A 17,578-nucleotide genomic window follows, 5' to 3' on the forward strand; every position below is an offset into this window, starting at 1 on the left:
GGGCTGGATGACCCGGCCGGCTAGCTGACGTGTATTCGGTCTTCAGTTGTCCTGCGGTCGTTCGTCCTGCTGGAGCAGGCCGCCGAGGGCGGCCCAGCGCGGGTCGACGCCGTCCTCGTGCCGGTGGCCGGGCTCGTCCGCCAGGCGTACCCCGCACTCGGGGCACAGACCCGGACAGTCGTCCGTACACAGCGGCTGGAACGGCAGTGCGAGCACCACCTGGTCCCTCAGCACCGGCTCGAGGTCGATCAGATCGCCCTCCATCCGGCTGGCCTCGTCCGGTCCGGCTTCGCTTTCCGGGTAGACGTACAGCTCCTGGACGTCAGCGAGGAACTCGTCCTCGATATCGACCAGGCACCGCGCGCACTCCCCGACCAGTCGGCCGCGGGCCGTCCCGGTGACGAGAACCCCTTCGACAACCGATTCCAGCCGTAGATCGAACTGGATCGGATCGCCTTCGGGGACGCCGATCACGTCGATTCCGAGATCTTGCGGTGCCGGTGCCGTGAAGGTGACTTCGCGTTGGGACCCGGCGCGGCGCGACAGCTCGTGCGTGTCGATCACGAGTGGGGACCGCGGGTCCAAGACGCTCAGAACATCCCTTTCAGGCGTGGGCAGGCAAGATCTCGGTCTCGTCGAGACCGGTGCTCCACATTACCAACTCCGCGGCCAACCGCCCAATTCGGGGCGATTCTAGAGTTTCGCCAGTAACCGGGAGTGAACGGCCGGGGTCACGAACGAGGCGACGTCGCCGCCGAGGCGGGCGATCTCCTTGACCCAGCTGGAGGAGATGAAAGCGTTCTCCGGCCGGGTCGGCAGGAAGGCGGTGTCCACGCCGGTCATGGCGAAGTTGAGCTGGGCCATCTGCAGCTCGTAGTCGTAGTCGGCGGCCGACCGCAGGCCCTTCACGATCACTCCGGCGCCCTCGGCCCGGCAGTAGTCGACCAGCAGCCCCTCGAAGGTCCCGATTCGCACGTTGCCGAACGGCGCGGCGAGCTCGGTGAGCATCTCGATCCGCTCCTCGGGGCTGAACAGCCGGTTCTTCGACTGGTTCACCCCGGCCGCGACGATCACCTCGTCGAAGGCGGCCGAGGCCCGGGCGATGATGTCCAGATGCCCGTTCGTGGGCGGGTCGAACGTGCCGGGGAAGACCGCCTTAGCCATGGCGGTGACCGTACCAAAGCCGGGCCTCGCCGTACTTGCGATCCCGCAGCGCGGCGAACCCCTCGGGCCACTCCCACGGCTCCCGTTTGCCACGCTCGACCACGACCACCGCGTCGCCGGCCAGCCAGCCCTTCGCGGCCAGGTCGGTCAGCACGTCCTGCAGCTCGGCCGTCTCCAGCTTGTACGGCGGGTCCGCGAAGACCAGGTCGAACGTCGCCGGGCTGTCCCCCGAGGCCACCTTCTCGACCGGGCGCGTGAGCAGGGTCGCGCCGGGCAGACCCACGACCTTGATGTTGGCCGCGATGACCTCGGCCGCCTTCCGGTCCGACTCCACGAGGACGGCGCGGGAAGCTCCCCGGGACAGCGCCTCGAGCCCGATCGCCCCGGACCCGGCGTACAGGTCGAGCACGGCGAGCCCGTGGAAGCTGCCGAACTCCGACTCCAGCGACGAGAACAGCGCCTCCCGGACCCGATCCGCGGTCGGGCGTGTCCCACTCCCCGGCGGTACGGCGATCCGCCGGCCGCCGGCCGCTCCCCCGACGATCCGGGTCACGGGGCCTCCCGGTCTGGACTGAGAGGCGCGGCATTCAACACGGTCACGTCTTCTCCAGGTACTCGGTCGTCTCGGATTCCAGCGCGCTCCGGACGAACGACCGCAGCGCCGGATACTCGGCCAGCTCGGCGTCCACCGAGACGATCGAGTTGGCCACGTGCCGGGCAGCGAAGATGACCTCCTCGTCCCGCAGCACGCTGAGCAGCTTCAGACTGCTCCGCCGGCCCGACTGCGCCACGCCGAGGACGTCGCCTTCGCGCCGGGTCTCCAGGTCGATCCGGGACAGCTCGAACCCGTCGGTGGTCGAGGCCACCGCGTCCAACCGCCCGTACGACTTCGAACCGGGCCACAGGTCCGTGACCAGCAGGCAGAGTCCCGGCACGCGGCCGCGCCCGACCCGGCCGCGCAGCTGGTGCAGCTGGGAGATGCCGAACCGGTCGGCGTCCATGATCACCATCGTCGAGGCGTTCGGTACGTCGACGCCGACCTCGATCACCGTGGTCGCGATCAGGACGTCGATCTCGCCGGCCGCGAACCGCGACATCACGGCGTCCTTCTCCTCCGCGGGCAGCCGGCCGTGCAGGATCTCCACCCGGAGGTCGTGCAGGATCTCGGCCAGCGCCTCGGACACCTGCAGCACCGAGATCGGCGGGCGGGCCTGCTTCTTCGGCTGGTCCTCGTCGCCGGCGACGAACTCGCCTTCCTCGTCGGCCGCGTTCTTCACGTCGTCACCGATCCGCGGGCACACGACGTACGCCTGGTGGCCCTTGCCGACCTCCTCGCGGACCCGGGTCCAGGCCCGCTGCAGCCAGTCCGGCTTCTCCTTCGCCGGGACCACGGACGACTGGATCGGCGACCGCCCGGCCGGCAGCTGGGTCAGCGTCGAGACTGCGAGGTCGCCGAACACGGTCATCGCCACGGTCCGCGGGATCGGGGTCGCCGTCATGACCAGCACGTGCGGGGTGTTCTCGCCCGACTTCTGACTGAGCGCGGCCCGCTGCTCGACGCCGAACCGGTGCTGCTCGTCGACCACCACGAGCCCGAGATCGGCGAACTGGACCTTGTCCTCGAGCAGCGCGTGCGTCCCGACCACGATCCCCGCGGCCCCGCTGGCCGCGTCGAGCATCGCCGTCCGCCGGGCGGCCGCGTTCAGAGAGCCGGTGAGCAGAGCGACCCGGGTGGCATGCTCCGCGCCGCCGAGCATGCCCTGCTCGGCCAGATGACCGAGCATCTTGGTCAGCGTCTTGTGGTGCTGGGTCGCGAGCACCTCGGTCGGGGCGAGCAGGACCGCCTGGCCACCGTTGTCGACCACCGACAGCATCGCTCGCAGCGCGACCACCGTCTTGCCGGAGCCGACCTCGCCCTGCAGCAGCCGGTGCATCGGGTGCGGACGGGCCAGGTCGGCGAAGATCTCCTCCCCGACCTCGGCCTGCCCGTCGGTGAGCTGGAACGGCAGCCGCTGGTCGAACTCGTCCAGCAGACCGCCTTCGGTCCGAGGCCGCGGTACGGCGTTGAGCGCGTCGGTGACCGCGCGACGCTGGGCCAGGATCGTCTGCATCACCAGCGCTTCCTCGAACCGGAATCGCTGCTGCGCGTCGCGGATGTCCTTCTCGGTGTCCGGCAGATGCACCTTCTGCAAGGCCTCCCGCAGCCCGAGCAGCTTCTCGTTGCGCCGGATCAGCTCCGGGACCGGATCGTCGAGGTTGTCGTCGAGGCTGTCCAGGACGATCTTCACCGACCGCTCGATCGTTGCGGTCGGCAACTTCGCGGTCGCCGGGTAGAGCGGCCGGAACGGCCGGGCCCGGCGCTCGATCTCGGCCTCGGACAGATCCTCCTCGTCGAGGATCTCGGTGCCCGGGCTCTTCAGCTGCATGATGTCGCGGAACATCGTCACCTCGCCCCAGAACAGGGCGGCGGTGCCGGGCGTCAGCTTGGTCGCCAGCCAGGGCTGGTTGAAGAAGGCGAGCTCCAGGTCCCGCCTGCCGTCGGTGACCACGACCTTGGTCAGCGTCTTGCGCCGGGCCCACTTCTGCACGTCGGTGAGCGGGATCTCGGCCTTGGTGTCCAGCGACCGCACGGTGACCTTCTTGACCCGGCCGTTCACGGTCGCCTGGTCGCCGACCTCCAGCTCGTCGAACGGGGTCAGCTCACCCTTCTTCAGGTACCGCCGCGGGTAGTGCCGCAGGAGCTCGCCGACGGTCTCGATCTCGAGCACGTCCGCGAAGATCTTCGCCGTCCTGGCACCGAGGAAGTCACGGAGCTTGCGGTCGATGTCGGTCTTCATTCCACCCCGATCAGCAACGGGTACCTGTCCTGCCCTCCGTCGTACACCACGACATCGACATCTTTGCGGTTCCGCCGGACGTGCCGCTCCAGAGCTTCGGCCAGGCCGGGGTCGGCGTCGCGTCCGGTGACGATCGTGAGCAGCTCGCCGCCACCGCCGAGCAGCCGGTCCACGACGCCGAAGGCGGCCTCCTCGAGGTCCTCGGTGATCAGCGTGAAGTCGCCGTCGACCACGCCGAGCGCATCGCCCACCCGGCATCGGCCGGCCATCGTCCAGGCGTCCTTGACCGCGATCGTGACCGCGCCGTGCCGGGTCTGCCCGGCCGCGGCCGACAAATGGACGACGTCGTCGTCGAAGCTGCGCTCCGGGTCGTGGACGGCGATCGCCGCCAGGCCCTGGACCTGTGCGCGGGTCGGGATCACGGCCACCCGGATCCCGTCCTGCCGGGCCGCGGTCGCGGCGGCCTCGGCGACCGCGATCGAGTCGTTGTCGTTGGGCAGGATCACGATCTCCGGTGCCTTCGACCGCTCGATCGCCTGCAGCAGCTCCCCGGTCGAACACCGTCGCCCGGGGCCGCCTCTGATGATGTGCGCGCCGGCCTCGCTGAACAGGTCGGCCAGCCCGTCGCCGGCGACGACCGCGATCACCGCCCGGCTCGGGACCGGCTCGTGGTGGTGCGCCTGGTCGGCGAAGTGCGTGACCCGGATCCGGTGCGGCCGGCCGATGTCGATGCCCTGCTCGACGGCGGCGCCGACGTCGTCGGTGTGGACGTGCACGTTCCACAGTCCGTCGCCGCCGACCACGACGACCGAGTCACCCAGACCCGCGAGGTTCTGCCGGAAGTCGCCGATCTTGTCGTCCGGCGCGTCGAGCAGGTACATGACCTCGTACGCCGGCCCTTCCGGGCTCAGGTCGCCCGTGCTCTCGGTCGGCACCCGAGCCGGTACGTCGACGTGCACGAGCCGCCCGGTGAGCACCGACTCCATCGCGCCCAGGATCACCACCAGGCCCGCTCCCCCGGCGTCCACGACACCCGCGCGGCGCAGGACGTCGAGCTGCTCGGTGGTCTTGGTGAGCGCCTGCCGCGCGGACGCGACCGCGGCCAGGCACACGTCGGCCAGGCTCTTCCCGTCGTTCGCGGCCGTCATCGCGCCGGTCGCGGCGGCCCGGGCGACGGTCAGCATGGTCCCCTCGACCGGCTGTGCGACCGCGCCGTACGCGGCATCGGCGGCGTACTTCAGCGCATCGGCGAAGGCGACGGACTCGCTCATCCGGGGATCCGCGAGTACTCCCTCGGCCTGGTCGCGCGGGAGGTTCTCGGCGAGGCGGAGACCGCAGGCGCGGACGAGCTGGGAGGTGATGACGCCGGAGTTGCCGCGCGCGCCCAGCAGTGCCCCGCGTCCGAACGCCTGGACCGCCTCCGCGAAGGTCAGCTCACCCCGCGGCAGGGCGTCGCAGGCGGCCTCCCAGGTCAGGTAGAGGTTGGTCCCGGTATCACCGTCCGGCACCGGGTACACGTTCAGCTCGTCGATCTCGATCCGCGCCCGCCCCAGCTCGGCCAGCGCGGTCCGGGCCCAGGCCCGCAACACCTCGACGGTCAGTTCCTCCACGCCCGGAAGGCTAACCGGTCCGCTTACCATGTGCTGTGCTCTCCCCGGTCTTGTTCTCGGTTGCCGCAGATAGTTACGAGTGGGCGGTGCGCGAGATCCGCGGTGAGTTCGGCCGCGACGTCGCGATCCAGCGGGTCGGCGGGGACCTCGGGCGGGTCACCGGACCGGCCGTGCGCGAGGTGGCTCAGGCGTGTGATTCCGGGCGGATCATGTTCGTGCGGCACCTGACCGTCGAGATCGGGAGCTTCGAGGAGCTGCCGCCCGACTACGAGCTGGCCGAACTGGTGCTGGGTGAGCTGCCCGAGTACCCGAAGGCGCTCGCGGTGCAGGCCTGGACGGACGGCGCCGGCACCGGCGGGTCGGCGTACCACCGGATCGAGCAAGCCCTCACCGAGCGTGGGGTGACCGTGACCCGCTCCGGCCAGGAGCTGGTCGTGTCGTGCTTCGTCGGCCGCCGGGCGACCCTGCTCGGTCTCAACCGGCTCGAGGACAGCCTGTCGGACTGGCCGGGTGGGCGGATGCGGTTGGCCCGGGCGGACGAGCGGGTGTCGCGGTCGGAGTTCAAGCTCGAGGAGGCGATCGCGACCTTCGGGCTGGAGCTGCCGGCCGGCGGGAAGGCGGTCGACCTCGGCGCCTCGCCGGGCGGGTGGACGCGGATCCTGCGGCAGCACGGGCAGGAGGTGTGGTCGGTGGACCCCGGCTCGCTGGACCCGCGGCTGCGCGGTGACCGCCGGATCCACCACGAGGCGACGACCGCCGGGCGGTTCTTCGCGGCGAACCGGACGCGATTCGACGTGGTGGTGAACGACATGCGGATGGACCAGCTGATGAGCGCCCGGATGATGCTCGACGCGGCCGCGCACCTGCGTCGCGGCGGGCTGGCGATCGTCACGCTGAAGGGCGGCGGGAAGAACCCGCTCGACGGAGCCCGGCGTGGTCTGGACGTACTGCGGCAGGAGTACGACGTACTGCACGCGCGGCAGCTGCATCACAACCGCAACGAGATCACCGTGGTGGCCCGGAAGCGCTGACCGGAAGCACTGCAGGAGAACGCGAAATAGGCGCCCGGGTGATCCCGGGCGCCTATTTCAAGGCCCTACACGGAGTGAAAGCTGGGGTCAGCCGACGACGCGCTGGACCTTGCCGGCCTTGATGCAGGACGTGCAGACCTTCAGCTTGGTCGGGGTGCCCTTGATGAGCGCCCGGACCGGCTGGATGTTGGGGTTGAACCGCCGGGGCGTGCGAGCCTTGACCCGGCGGATCATCGCGCCCTTACCCAAGCGGGCAACGCTGTTGCCGAACGTCGGCTGCTTGCCGCAGACATCGCACTTCTTAGACATGATTCTCCGTGTTCAGGGTCGTGACACCGACAGACCATGTTACATGTGGGTCAGCGCTCGACCAATTCGCGTGGCAGTCAGTACTTCAGGCCGTGAGGTAGGCCACTTCTTCGTCGGTCAGCGTCACCGACAGACCGGGTGTCGAGGTCCGGGTCTCGCTGATGTGCCGCGGCCCGATCAGCGGGAACACCGGGTACGGCTGGTGCAGCAGCCAGGCCAGCGCGATCGCCGTCGGCTCGACTCCCTTGGCGGCCGCCAGCTCCCGGGCCCGGTCCAGCCTACGGAAGTTCTCGTCGGAGTAGAAACAGCGCACCAGTTCCTCGTCCGACCGGTCCTCCGGCTTGGCCCGGCCGGTGAAGAAGCCGCGGGCCTGGCTCGACCACGGGAACAGCGCGACCTGCCGCTCCCGCAACCACGCCTGCGACTCGTCGTCCGACACATGCCGGCACCCGGCCCACGGTACGTCGTACGCCCGGGCCAGGCTGAGGTGGTTGCTCAGCAGGGTGAACGGCTGCTTGCCGCTCGCCCCGGCGTACGCGTTGGCCTCGTCGAAGCGGGCGGTGGACCAGTTGGACCCGCCGAACGCCTTGATCCGGCCGGCCTTGAAGTGCTCGTCGAGGACGTCGACGAACTCCGAGACCGGGATCTGCTCGTTGTCGCGGTGCATCAGGTAGAGGTCGACGTGGTCGGTCTGCAGCCGCTCGAGGCTCTCGGTCAGCTGCCGGGTGATCGATTCGGGGTCGCAGTGCGGCGTGTGCGCACCCTTGCCGATGACAACGACCTCGTCCCGGTTGCCACGGGAGGTGATCCACTGGCCGAGCAGCTTCTCGCCCCGCCCGCCGCCATAGACGTAGGCCGTGTCGAACGTCGTACCGCCGCGCTCGACGAAGTCGTCGAAGAGCGCGGCCGCGTGGGTGAGCGTCTGCTGGTTGTCGACACCCATGACGAGCCGGGACACCTGCTTGTCCAGGCCGGCCACCGTGCCGTAGATCATCGGGGCGTCGTCGCGGCGCTTGAGCGGCCGGCCGGTCGCGGTCGGAATCAGCGCGTCGTCGCGCTCACTGGCGTACTGCTGCCCGATCGCGGCCCGCCAGGCGTCCAGGACGGTGAGGTTGCCGAGGGTGTCGGCCCAGCTCATCTCCGGCGCCTGCCGCTGCGCGATCGCCGCGGCGACCGCCTCGGCCTCCGCGGCGTAGATGAGAGCCGGCTCCGCGGAGATGTCCCGCGGCTCCTCCCCCACCTTGTGCAGCGTGACGTGGGTCGGCTTGCCGTCGCCGCCGAACCACGGGTCCTCGATGACGAGGTAGCCCTTGCTGCCGAAGACGCGGACCTGGTTCTGGTCCTGCAGCCGTACGCCGGTGCTGACCTGAGCGGTCACGCCGCCGTCGAAGAACAGCGTCGCGACCGACCATTCGTCGGCGCCGGTCTCGCCGACGGTCCCGACCGCGGTCACCGCGGCCGGGTCGGCGAACGGCTGCCCGGTCGCGGCGCCGGCGATCAGCCGGGCGTACGAGACCGGGTAGCCGCCGACGTCGAGGATGCCGCCGCCGGCCAGTTCGTCGGCGAAGATCCGGCTCTCCGGCCGGAACCCGGCGGCGAACGCGAACGTGGCCTGGATCTGGTGGACGGTGCCGAGCTCGCCGTCGCGGACCAGTTGGGCGACCAGCTTGGTCTGCGGCAGGCAGCGGTACATGTACGCCTCCATCAGGAAGACGTCGTTGCGCACCGCGGCCTCGATCATCGCCTCGGCCCAGGCCTTGTTGATCGCCAGCGGCTTCTCGCACAGCACGTGCTTGCCGGCCTCGGCGGCCTTGATCGCCCATTCGGGGTGCATCGGATGCGGAGTGGCGACGTACACCGCGTCCACGGTCTCGTCGGCGAGCAGGTCGTCGTACGAACCGTGCCGGTTGGCGATGTTCCATTTGTCCGCGAAGGCGTTGGCCGAGTCGATCGACCGGCTGCCGACGGCGACGACCGCGTTGGCCGCCGACGTCGGCACCTGGCTGGCGAACCGCGACGCGATGTTGCCGGTGCCGATGATTCCCCAGCGAAGCTTGGTGTCAGTCAAGAGGAGTCCCGTTCGGTTGTGGGGTCAGAACTTCATGGCGCCGGCGGCGATGTCGGCGATGAAGGAGCGCGCGCCGATGATGAAGACGCCGATCAGCGGAATGACGCTCATCAGGGCACCTGCCATCACCATCGAGTAGTCGGTGCCGTAGATGCCGTTCAGCTGCTGCAGTGCGACCTGCAGCGGCAGCTTGTTCGGGTCGGTCATCACGATCAACGGCCACAGGTAATCGTTCCAGACATTGATGAACGTGAAGATACCCAGGAACGCCAGTCCGGGCCGCAGCACCGGGATACCGACGGTCAGGTACTGGCGGAAGAAGCCGGCGCCGTCGACCTTGGCCGCCGAGATGAGCTCGTCGGGGATCGCGCCGCGGGCGTACTGGCGCATCCAGAAGATGCCGAACGCGTTCGCCGCGCCCGGGATGACCAGCGCCTTCAGCGACCCGATCCAGCCGAACTCGGCCAGCGTCACGAACTGCGGCACCAGCGACAGCTGGGCCGGGATCATGAAGGTGGCCAGCAGCAGCCCGAAGAGCCACTTGCTGCCGGGGAACTCGTATTTCGCGAACGCGAAGGCGGCCAGTGAGTCGAAGAACAGCACCAGCACCGTCACCGCGAGCGCGACGATCACGGTGATCAGCATCGAGCCGAAGAAGTCGATGTTGTCGAGCACCTTGCCCATGTTCTCGAACAGGTGCGATCCGATCAGCAGCTTCGGCGGGTAGGTGAAGATGTCCGGGGTGGTGTTGGAGGCCATCACCACCATCCAGTAGAAGGGGAAGATCGACAGGACGACGCCGAACATCAGCACCACGTGGCTGACGATGTTCCGGGCCCGGTCAGCGCGCATCGGCCTGCTCCCTTCCAGTGCGGCGCGCGGCGCGGCGGGCGATCCGCTCGTCACCACCGCCGATCAGTCGCCAGTTGATGATGCTGAACAGCACGATCAGGATGAACAGCGCCCAGCCGATGGCGGCGCCGTACCCGAACTGGTTGTTCAGGAACGCGCTCTGGTACAGGTACGACACGATCGTCGTCCCGGAGCCGCCCGGGCCGCCGGTGTCGCCGACCAGCACCTGGGACTCGGTGAAGATCTGCAGGCCGCCGATGGTCGAGGTGACGGCGGTGAACAGGATCACCGGGCGCAGCAGCGGCACGGTGATCCGCCAGAACGTCTGCCGCGAGGACGCGCCGTCGACCTTGGCCGCCTCGTAGACGTCGCCGGAGATCGCCTGCAGGCCGGCCAGGAAGATGATCGCGTTGTACCCGACCCAGCGCCAGGTGACGATGCTCGCGATCGCGATCTTGATCCCCCACGGCTGGGTCAGCCACTCGATCTTGGTCAGCCCGATCGACTGCAGGAACGCGTTCAGCAGCCCGAAGTTGTTGCTGAAGATCGAGCCGAACACCATCGTGACGGCGACCACCGAGGTGACGTTCGGGATGAAGTAGGCGATCCGGTAGAAGCTGCGGAACCGGGTCGCGTTGTGCAGCGCGTTGGCGATCACCAGCGCGAGCAGCAGCATCGGCACGGTCGACAGCACCCAGATGATCAGCGTGTTGCCGATCGACTGCCAGAACTTCGGGTCGCTGAGCAGGTAGCTGTACTGCTGCAGCCCGACCCACTTCATCGCGCCGATGCCGTTCCAGGAGTGGAACGAGATCCAGATCGAGAAGAGCACCGGGAACGCGCCGAACACCGCGAACAGGATGAAGAACGGCGAGACGGCCGCGTACTGCGGCAGCGCCTGGCGGTACTTGTTCGGCGGCCTCGACGGGCCGGGGTCCTTCGTGGTGCTGATGGTGGACGGGAGTGTCTTGGTGGTGACAGCCATCTCAGATCGCCCCCGCTCGGGTGAGTTCACGTTCGATCTGGCGCTGCGCGTCCGCCCAGGCCTGGTCCGGTGACTTCCCGGCCACCTCGACGTTCACGAGTTCGGCGCCGAGCGGCGTACCGATGATCGTGTCGTACGGCGAGAAGTAGGCGCCGGGGTACTTCTTGGCCGACGCGGCGAAGACGTCGACGATCTTCTGGCCGCCGAAGAACGGATCCGGTGCGGCCATCGTCTGGTCGGTGTAGCTGGCCGGGGTGGACGGGAACAGCACCGGGTCGAGGAACGCCTGGGCCTGGTTCTTCGCCGACTCCAGCCAGCTGATGAACGCGAAGGCCGCCTGCGGGTTCTTGCAGTACTTCGTGATCGCGAGGAAGGACCCGCCACGGTTGCCGGCGCCACCAGGAGCCGCCGTCACCCGCCAGAGTCCCTTCGTCTTCGGGGCCGCGTTCTTCGGCCCGAGCTGCGCCCACCAGACGGCGGCGTTGTACGCGACCAGCTTGCCGTTGGTGACCACGGCGTTCGCATCCGTCGTACCGGACTGTGCGTTCGCGGACAGCCCCTCCTTGACCACCCGGATCGAGAGGTCGAAGGCCTGGCGGATGTGGTCCTGGTCGCCGATGTACTGCCCGTCCTCAGTCATGTACCGCTTGGACTGCTGGGCCAGCGCGTAGCTGAAGACGCCGGTGATGTTGTCGGTGATGGCCGAGCCGGGGACGGCGGCCTTGAGCTTCTTGCCGAGCTGGATGTAGCTGTCCCAGTCAGGCGCCAGCTCGGCGACCGCGGCCGGGTCGATGTCGATGCCGGCCTTCTGGAAGATGTCCGTGCGGTAGAACAGCGCGGTCGGTCCGGTGTCCATCGGATAGGCCATCATCCGGCCCTCGGGGGTGATCCCGAGCTTCCACTTCCAGGGCAGGAAGTCCTTCTCGAGGTCGTTCGCGCCGAGCGTCTTGAGATCGATGAACTGGTCCTGGTTCGGGAAGTAGGTCGCGACGTCGTCGTTGATCGCGACGATGTCGGGCACCAGCGACTTGCCGGCCAGTGAGGTCAGCACCTTCGTCTTGTAGTTGGTCCCGATCCGGGTCATCGCCAGCTTCATGCCGTCGTACCCCGGGATCGCCTTCTCCGCCTGGCCGATCAGGCCGTCGTTCACCGAGCCGACCCAGGTCCACATGCTGAGCTCGTCGGATCCGCCGAGTGAACTGCGCGAGCCGCATCCGGTGAGTCCCGCGGCGGCCGCGGCGGAGCCGAACGCGAGGAACTTCCTTCTGGTCAAGGTCATACGCCTCACCTGGCGCTTTCTGTTGGATTTCGCCGGAAGGTGTCCAGATATGTTGACGTAGCCATTAGGTAAGCGCATACCGACTGAACCGGTCAAGGGGTTGCCGTGGCCGGTCCCGGCAGGTGAACGGTTGGCGAGGCTGACAGGATGGCGGCATGGTCTCCGCCGTTCTCTTCGACGCCGACGGCGTCATCCAGCGCCCCAGCCAGGACTGGTGGGCGCGGCTGTCCGCGCTCGTCCCCACCTCCTCCGACGCCGACGCCTTCGTGGCCGAACTGATGGCGGCGGAGAGGCCGAGTCTGGTCGGGAAGGGCGACTTCCGGGACGCGGTGGCCGAGGTGCTCGCGCGCTGGAACTCGCCGGCCTCACTCGAGGAGGCGCTCGAACCGTGGCACTGGTTCGCGGCCGAGCCGGCAGTGATCTCGCTGATCGGTGACCTGCGCGCGGCCGGGATCGGCTGCCACCTCGCCACGAACCAGCAGGCCTACCGGCGGGCGATCATGCAGGACGAGCGCGGGTACGGTGCGTGGTTCGACGAGACGTTCTACTCCTGCGATCTCGGGCTGGCCAAGCCGGACCCGGCGTACTTCCGGGCCATCCTCGCGGCCATCGACGTACCGGCGTCCTCGGTGCTCTTCATCGACGACAACGAAGCCAATGTGGCGGGGGCTGCGAGCGTCGGACTGCGGGCCGAGCTGTTCGATCTGTCGGCCGGCGTCGAGGCGCTGGTCGAGCTGCTTCGGCGTTATGGGCTGCCGATTCCGGGCTGAGGTCTTGTGGCGCGCGGGTGGCTGTGGCATCGTCGCCGGGCAGATGACAACGTAGGACAGTCCACCAGCCGCTCCCTGGAGGCACCGCATGTCCGATCGCCGACGTCTCACGCTGACCCGCCGCCGCGCCCTCGGCCTCACCGCCGGTCTCGGGCTCGGCTCACTCGCACCCTCCTTCGCCTTCGGCGCCCCGTCATCCGCTCCCGCCGCGGCGTACCCCAAGGGGCAGCGGCCGCGGCTGCTGAACGTGCTGACCGAAGACTCCCTGAACCCTGCCGAGCGGACGCTCGCGACCACGCTCCAGGGCCTGATGGCGCGCCGCGGCGGTGAGTCGCTGTACCTGAACATCCCGTCGCTGGGCTACCAGTTCTGGCTCGACGACCTCGTCTCCCGGTACGGCGTCCGCACCCGCACCGGTGACCTGTGGAACACCGTCAGCCGCTCGGGCGCCGACGGATATGTTCTCTTTCGAACGGGCACGCCGTCGGTCAACGTGGCGACCACGCTGGCCGGCCTGACGGGTGCCGTCGCGATCGAGGAGAGCTTGGAGGCGACCGCGGTCCAGGCCGGACTGCGCAAGGTCCTGGACGTGCGGGACAAGGACGACCGCTGGGTGTTCGACAACTACTGGTCATGGCTGCGGCACGACGTCGCAGTCGAGCAGGCTCCGACCTGGCCGGAACGGCTGCGGGACTACGTGACGATGGCGGGGACGCTCGCCTTCTTCGACGGCAACTCGGACTTCCGCGCCGAGGTGGTCACCGCGCTCGACGACGACGCCACGGTGATCGGCTGGGGCGACGCATCGAACGGCGAGGACGCCTTCATCGGCGTGAACTCGACCGCCGGCGTCAAGGCCCTGCCCGCCGACCACGCCCGCAACCTGTCCGTCCTGTCCGGCATCCGCGAGGACCGGCTTTCTCAACATGTGTCCGCGAAGCTCCCGACACCGGATCCGAACGCCCACTACGTCACCTTCCTGATCACCGACGGGGACAACATCCAGTGGATGCTGGGCGACTTCCCGACCGACCAACGCTGGTTCGGCAGCCCGCGGCGCGGAGAGATCGACCTCGGCTGGGGCATCTCGCCGTCGCTGATCGACCTCGCCCCCTCGGTGATGCGCTGGTTCTACGACCAGTCCCGCAAGGACCGCTGGGTCGTCGGCCCTTCCGGCGGCGGCTATATGTACCCGAGCCGCTACCCGGCGGCCGCGCTCGAGAAGCACACCGCGTCGCTCGCCCGATCGATGGGCCGGGCTGACCTCTCCGTTGCCCAGATCATCGACTTCGACGCGTTCGAGAACACCGGCCTCTGGTCGTCGTACCTGAAGCGCCCCGAGATCGACGGCCTCATCTACCTCGAGTACTCCCGGTACGACGGCCTCAAGGGCAAGGTGGTCTGGTCGGAGGGCAAGCCGGTCATCTCCGCCCGCACGATGCTGTGGGACGGACTCGACGGCGCCGACGAGGCCTCGGTCACGGCCGAGCTCAACGCAGCCACACGCAACCCATACTCCACCGCCGGCTACTCGGTCGTCGTGTGGCACGCGTGGAGCAAGTCCGTCGACAACGTCCTGGCCGTCGTCGACGGTCTCGCCCCGCACGTGAAGGTCGTCCCGCCGGACACCTTGGTCAAGATGGTCGGCAAGTACGCCAAGCCCTAGAGGTCCTCGGCTTTCGGGTAACCATCACCGGAATCTTCCGGAAAGCAGGCTCACGGGCGGGCGGCGCCGGGGACCGCGACCGGGAGGGTGAGGACTTCGCCGGTGCGGGGGCCGTTGGTCAGGCGGCCGAGGTTGTCGGTGACGCTGTCGGCCGGGCGCCATTCGGCGGTCATGATGAACAGGGTGCGCCGATCGGGACCACCGAGCGCGAGCGCGAACGGGGCCCGGTCCTCGCCGATCTCGATGCGCTGGAGTACTTCGCCGCCCTCGGCGACGCGAACGACCCCGAAGCCTCCCGTCGAGACCCAGACCGCGCCCTCGGCGTCGAGGCAGATGCCGTCCGGCCCGAGACCTTCGGCGACGACCCGGCGGTTGGACAGTCCTCCGTCCGGTTCGATGTCGAACGCCGTCAGGCGTCCGGCGAACGACTCGGAGATGATCAGCGTCCGGTTGTCCGGTGTGATGACCATGCCGTTCGGGAACTCGATGTCGCTCGCGACCTCGCGGACGGCGCCGTCCGGCCCGACGAGCTTGATGTAGCCGGGTTTCGGCGCCTCGCCGCCGGCGAAGTCGAAGTCCGCGCCGTTGAGGTAGGTAGCGCCCTTCGCGTCCACGACGATCTCGTTGCCACCCTGGTCCGCGACGATGCTGACCGTCCCATCCGGCTCGTAGCGCCGGAGCTTGTCGCCAGTCGTCAGCATCCGGCCGTCCGGCAGCCAGTCGATGGACCATCCCATCAACCGCTCGACCGGTACGGGCGTGGCCTGCGTCGTACCGTCCATCGCGACGGCGACGACCTCCTGGTCGATCCAGTTGCAGAACCACAACCGGCCGTCATGCCACCGCGGCGACTCGGGAATCCCCAGACCACGCAGCAGGACCTTCGGTTCGGACATGTGTCACCTCGTCACCTCGCGCCTCGCCGGCTGTCGACCGGCTCCTGTCACCCTCTACACGAACGAGGACAGGTCCGATCGACAGCCGGCTCGGGTCAGTCGCGGCTGAGCACCGGGTTGGTGAGTGAGGCAGGTCCACACCGGCGATGCTCGGGCGGACCGATGCGTCGACGCTTGCTCAGTCGACGCGTGGCGCGAGGCCGTCGACGGGGTGGGGGCTGTCGGGGTCCCGGCGGAGGTGGAGGTCAGCTCGGTCGAGGGTCTGGTCCGAGCGGGATTTTGGGCGGCGGCTCAGGAGGAAGAGGACGGCGAGCAGGGGAAGCGTGATGAGGTACGCCGTTCGCAGGTCGAGGACTCGGGCGAGTACGGCGAGGGCCGCTGGGGCGACCAGGATCGCCGTACCCGAGGCCAAGGCTCCGATTGCGGCCAGTCGGGCGGGGCTGAGGCCGGGGGTTGCCACCAAGGCGGCCAGGGTCACCGGGTAGAGCGGGGCCACACCGAGGCCGGCCACCACCAGGCCGGCACCGACCGCCGCGGGCGTGTCGAACCCGCTCACGAGCAGGGTCCCCACGGCGGCGAACAGACCGGCAGGTACGACGGGCGACCAGCCGCGCCAGTTGATCGGGCCGATCGCCCGCCCGATCGCCATGCCGATCGGGAACGCACTGCCCAGCAGCGCAGCCGTTGCCGTCGGCACCCCTGTCGCCACCAGCCTGGCCACTGCCCACACCACGAAACAGAACTCGACGGACACGGCCAGCACGACCCGCAGCCAACCGAGCCCGACCGCCATCACCACGTGCCGCTCAACTCGGCGCCGGGGGCCCTTCCTGACTCGTCCCATCCCGCCGAGCCACTTCCGGCCGAGACCTACTGCGGGCGCGGAGTCGATCAGCACGGGAGCGCATGGCTCGTCGATCTGGTGAGCCGGCTTGACGCGTCGGGTGAGGACGGCCAGCAAAAGCAGCGGCGGAGTGGCCGCGAGGATGGCCAGCCGGCCCGTGGGGCCGAGGGAGTCGAGCGCGCCGATGGTGATGGGCGCGAGGATGCCCATGCCGCTGGCGACCGCGTTGACCCGGCTCAGTCGCGCCGCCGCGGTCGGCCCGTCCAGCATCAGCGGGGCGACGAGCACGAGCAGCGCGCCACCCAGTCCGATGAACAGGCCGCCGGCGACCGCGACGGAGTACACGGGAGCCAGTGCGAGCAGCACCGTCCCCACCGCGCAGCCGACCGAGCCGATCGCGAGAACATTGGGGATCGACCAAGCCCGCAGCAGCCGCGGACCGACCACCGCCACGATCAGCAGCCCGGCCGCGAATCCCGACGACAGCAGCGCCATGCGGCTCGTGGGTTCGTCCAGATCCCGTGCCAGGATCGCGATGCACGCACCGAGCCCAGCCAGCACGAACCCCATCGCTGACAGCCCGATGCCGATCCGGACCTCGTCAGCCCGGGCTGAGGCCTCCGGAGTCATTCGGCGCGGTCCTCCAGGAACAGAGCGACGAGGTGATGGAGGTCCGGGAGCCGGATGTCGGCGGAAACACCCTTGAGGCCGGCCGTGGTGGCGCCGGCGGCTTGGCCGGCGGTCAAGCCGACCGTCGTGTCCTCGACGACCAGGCACTGCTCAGCAGGTACGCCGAGGAGCTCGGCGGCTCGCAGATAGCCCTCCGGATCGGGCTTGCCACGGGTGACGTCGTCCAGGGTGACGAGGATCGACGGCGAGATGCCCGCGGCATCAAGGCGGGCCTTCGCCAGCCGGCTGGACGCACTGGTGTAGACCGCCCACGGCACACCGAGCCGTTCGAGCGTGCTGACCAGCTCGAGCGCGCCCGGTGCGGGCACGACATCGGACAGGTCGTCGCATTCGAGGTCCAAGATGCGCGCGACGGCCGCCGACCGGTCCTCCGGTGAGAGGTCGGGCCGCAACCGGGCGATGGTCGCCTCGGCCGGGCTCCCGTGCGCGACGGCGAGAACCTCGGGGGCCGGTACGCCGTACTCCCTCGCCCACAGCGTCCAGGTCCGGTCGACGACGGCGTCGGAATCGACCAGCGTGCCGTCCATGTCGAACAGCACGGCGTGGATGTCGGGAAGACCCATCACCCCTCCTATTA

General features: G+C 69.2%; 16 protein-coding genes. 3 read left to right on the forward strand and 13 right to left on the reverse strand.

Features of this window, described 5'->3' with window-relative positions:
• Window positions 1–42: 42 nt before the first annotated feature.
• The 5 genes from ACZ6O0_RS27195 to ACZ6O0_RS27215 form a co-directional block, all read right to left on the reverse strand.
• On the reverse strand, window positions 43–564 hold the full coding sequence (locus ACZ6O0_RS27195; protein WP_465767813.1) for a YceD family protein: 522 nt from the start codon (window positions 562–564) through the stop codon (window positions 43–45).
• Window positions 565–693: 129 nt separating this feature from the next.
• Complete coding sequence (gene coaD, locus ACZ6O0_RS27200; protein ID WP_465767814.1) at window positions 694–1,164, reverse strand: pantetheine-phosphate adenylyltransferase; 471 nt, start codon at window positions 1,162–1,164, stop codon at window positions 694–696.
• The gene (gene rsmD / locus ACZ6O0_RS27205; RefSeq protein WP_465767815.1) at window positions 1,157–1,717 is read right to left on the reverse strand and encodes a 16S rRNA (guanine(966)-N(2))-methyltransferase RsmD; all 561 of its coding nucleotides are present in this window, start codon (window positions 1,715–1,717) and stop codon (window positions 1,157–1,159) included. Before rsmD ends, coaD begins: the two co-directional genes overlap by 8 nt.
• Window positions 1,718–1,760: 43 nt before the next feature.
• Window positions 1,761–4,001 (reverse strand): ATP-dependent DNA helicase RecG, encoded by a 2,241-nt coding sequence (gene recG, locus ACZ6O0_RS27210; RefSeq protein WP_465767816.1) that lies wholly within the window; start codon window positions 3,999–4,001, stop codon window positions 1,761–1,763.
• Window positions 3,998–5,611 (reverse strand): DAK2 domain-containing protein, encoded by a 1,614-nt coding sequence (locus ACZ6O0_RS27215; protein WP_465767817.1) that lies wholly within the window; start codon window positions 5,609–5,611, stop codon window positions 3,998–4,000. The genes recG and ACZ6O0_RS27215 overlap by 4 nt, the downstream gene beginning before the upstream one ends.
• Window positions 5,612–5,697: 86 nt before the next feature.
• Here ACZ6O0_RS27215 and ACZ6O0_RS27220 point away from each other — a divergent pair, with 86 nt between their 5' ends.
• Entirely contained in the window at window positions 5,698–6,642 is a 945-nt protein-coding gene (locus tag ACZ6O0_RS27220) for an SAM-dependent methyltransferase (protein WP_465767818.1), read from the forward strand.
• Window positions 6,643–6,729: 87 nt separating this feature from the next.
• Here the strand turns inward: ACZ6O0_RS27220 and rpmB are convergent, their stop codons facing one another.
• From rpmB to ACZ6O0_RS27245, 5 genes are all read right to left on the reverse strand, one after another.
• Window positions 6,730–6,951: a 50S ribosomal protein L28 gene (gene rpmB / locus ACZ6O0_RS27225; RefSeq protein WP_130449155.1), complete on the reverse strand. Its 222-nt coding sequence runs from the start codon at window positions 6,949–6,951 to the stop codon at window positions 6,730–6,732.
• 85 nt (window positions 6,952–7,036) lie between these two features.
• Window positions 7,037–9,019 (reverse strand): aldo/keto reductase, encoded by a 1,983-nt coding sequence (locus ACZ6O0_RS27230; protein ID WP_465767819.1) that lies wholly within the window; start codon window positions 9,017–9,019, stop codon window positions 7,037–7,039.
• Between the two features lie 24 nt (window positions 9,020–9,043).
• Complete coding sequence (locus ACZ6O0_RS27235) at window positions 9,044–9,871, reverse strand: carbohydrate ABC transporter permease (protein WP_465767820.1); 828 nt, start codon at window positions 9,869–9,871, stop codon at window positions 9,044–9,046.
• On the reverse strand, window positions 9,861–10,856 hold the full coding sequence (locus ACZ6O0_RS27240) for a carbohydrate ABC transporter permease (RefSeq protein ID WP_465767821.1): 996 nt from the start codon (window positions 10,854–10,856) through the stop codon (window positions 9,861–9,863). The genes ACZ6O0_RS27235 and ACZ6O0_RS27240 overlap by 11 nt, the downstream gene beginning before the upstream one ends.
• 1 nt (window position 10,857) lies before the next feature.
• Window positions 10,858–12,135, reverse strand: a complete 1,278-nt coding sequence (locus ACZ6O0_RS27245; protein ID WP_465767822.1) for an ABC transporter substrate-binding protein — start codon at window positions 12,133–12,135, stop codon at window positions 10,858–10,860.
• A 155-nt stretch (window positions 12,136–12,290) separates the two neighbouring features.
• Here ACZ6O0_RS27245 and ACZ6O0_RS27250 point away from each other — a divergent pair, with 155 nt between their 5' ends.
• Both ACZ6O0_RS27250 and ACZ6O0_RS27255 read left to right on the forward strand, forming a co-directional pair.
• Window positions 12,291–12,905 carry an HAD family hydrolase gene (locus ACZ6O0_RS27250; RefSeq protein ID WP_465767823.1) on the forward strand — a complete coding sequence of 205 codons (615 nt, stop codon included), beginning with the start codon at window positions 12,291–12,293 and terminating at the stop codon, window positions 12,903–12,905.
• Between the two features lie 88 nt (window positions 12,906–12,993).
• Window positions 12,994–14,571 carry a GxGYxYP domain-containing protein gene (locus ACZ6O0_RS27255; RefSeq protein ID WP_465767824.1) on the forward strand — a complete coding sequence of 526 codons (1,578 nt, stop codon included), beginning with the start codon at window positions 12,994–12,996 and terminating at the stop codon, window positions 14,569–14,571.
• 50 nt (window positions 14,572–14,621) lie between these two features.
• On the opposite strand, the gene ACZ6O0_RS27260 is transcribed toward ACZ6O0_RS27255, so the two are convergent.
• From ACZ6O0_RS27260 to ACZ6O0_RS27270, 3 genes are all read right to left on the reverse strand, one after another.
• Window positions 14,622–15,467, reverse strand: coding sequence for an SMP-30/gluconolactonase/LRE family protein (locus ACZ6O0_RS27260; RefSeq protein ID WP_465767825.1), 846 nt, complete (start codon window positions 15,465–15,467; stop codon window positions 14,622–14,624).
• 178 nt (window positions 15,468–15,645) lie between these two features.
• On the reverse strand, window positions 15,646–16,941 hold the full coding sequence (locus tag ACZ6O0_RS27265) for an MFS transporter (protein ID WP_465767826.1): 1,296 nt from the start codon (window positions 16,939–16,941) through the stop codon (window positions 15,646–15,648).
• Entirely contained in the window at window positions 16,938–17,564 is a 627-nt protein-coding gene (locus ACZ6O0_RS27270; RefSeq protein WP_465767827.1) for an HAD-IA family hydrolase, read from the reverse strand. The genes ACZ6O0_RS27265 and ACZ6O0_RS27270 overlap by 4 nt, the downstream gene beginning before the upstream one ends.
• Window positions 17,565–17,578: the final 14 nt, after the last annotated feature.

The organism is Kribbella sp. NPDC048837, from assembly GCF_055586945.1.

Coding starts and splice junctions, on each gene's coding strand:
- coaD (WP_465767814.1), bottom strand. CDS start 1,164: ATGGCTAAGGCGGTCTTCCCCGGCACGTTCGACCCGCCCACGAACGGG.
- recG (WP_465767816.1), bottom strand. CDS start 4,001: ATGAAGACCGACATCGACCGCAAGCTCCGTGACTTCCTCGGTGCCAGG.
- rpmB (WP_130449155.1), bottom strand. CDS start 6,951: ATGTCTAAGAAGTGCGATGTCTGCGGCAAGCAGCCGACGTTCGGCAAC.
- ACZ6O0_RS27235 (WP_465767820.1), bottom strand. CDS start 9,871: ATGCGCGCTGACCGGGCCCGGAACATCGTCAGCCACGTGGTGCTGATG.
- ACZ6O0_RS27240 (WP_465767821.1), bottom strand. CDS start 10,856: ATGGCTGTCACCACCAAGACACTCCCGTCCACCATCAGCACCACGAAG.
- ACZ6O0_RS27245 (WP_465767822.1), bottom strand. CDS start 12,135: ATGACCTTGACCAGAAGGAAGTTCCTCGCGTTCGGCTCCGCCGCGGCC.
- ACZ6O0_RS27250 (WP_465767823.1), top strand. CDS start 12,291: ATGGTCTCCGCCGTTCTCTTCGACGCCGACGGCGTCATCCAGCGCCCC.
- ACZ6O0_RS27255 (WP_465767824.1), top strand. CDS start 12,994: ATGTCCGATCGCCGACGTCTCACGCTGACCCGCCGCCGCGCCCTCGGC.
- ACZ6O0_RS27260 (WP_465767825.1), bottom strand. CDS start 15,467: ATGTCCGAACCGAAGGTCCTGCTGCGTGGTCTGGGGATTCCCGAGTCG.
- ACZ6O0_RS27265 (WP_465767826.1), bottom strand. CDS start 16,941: ATGACTCCGGAGGCCTCAGCCCGGGCTGACGAGGTCCGGATCGGCATC.
- ACZ6O0_RS27270 (WP_465767827.1), bottom strand. CDS start 17,564: ATGGGTCTTCCCGACATCCACGCCGTGCTGTTCGACATGGACGGCACG.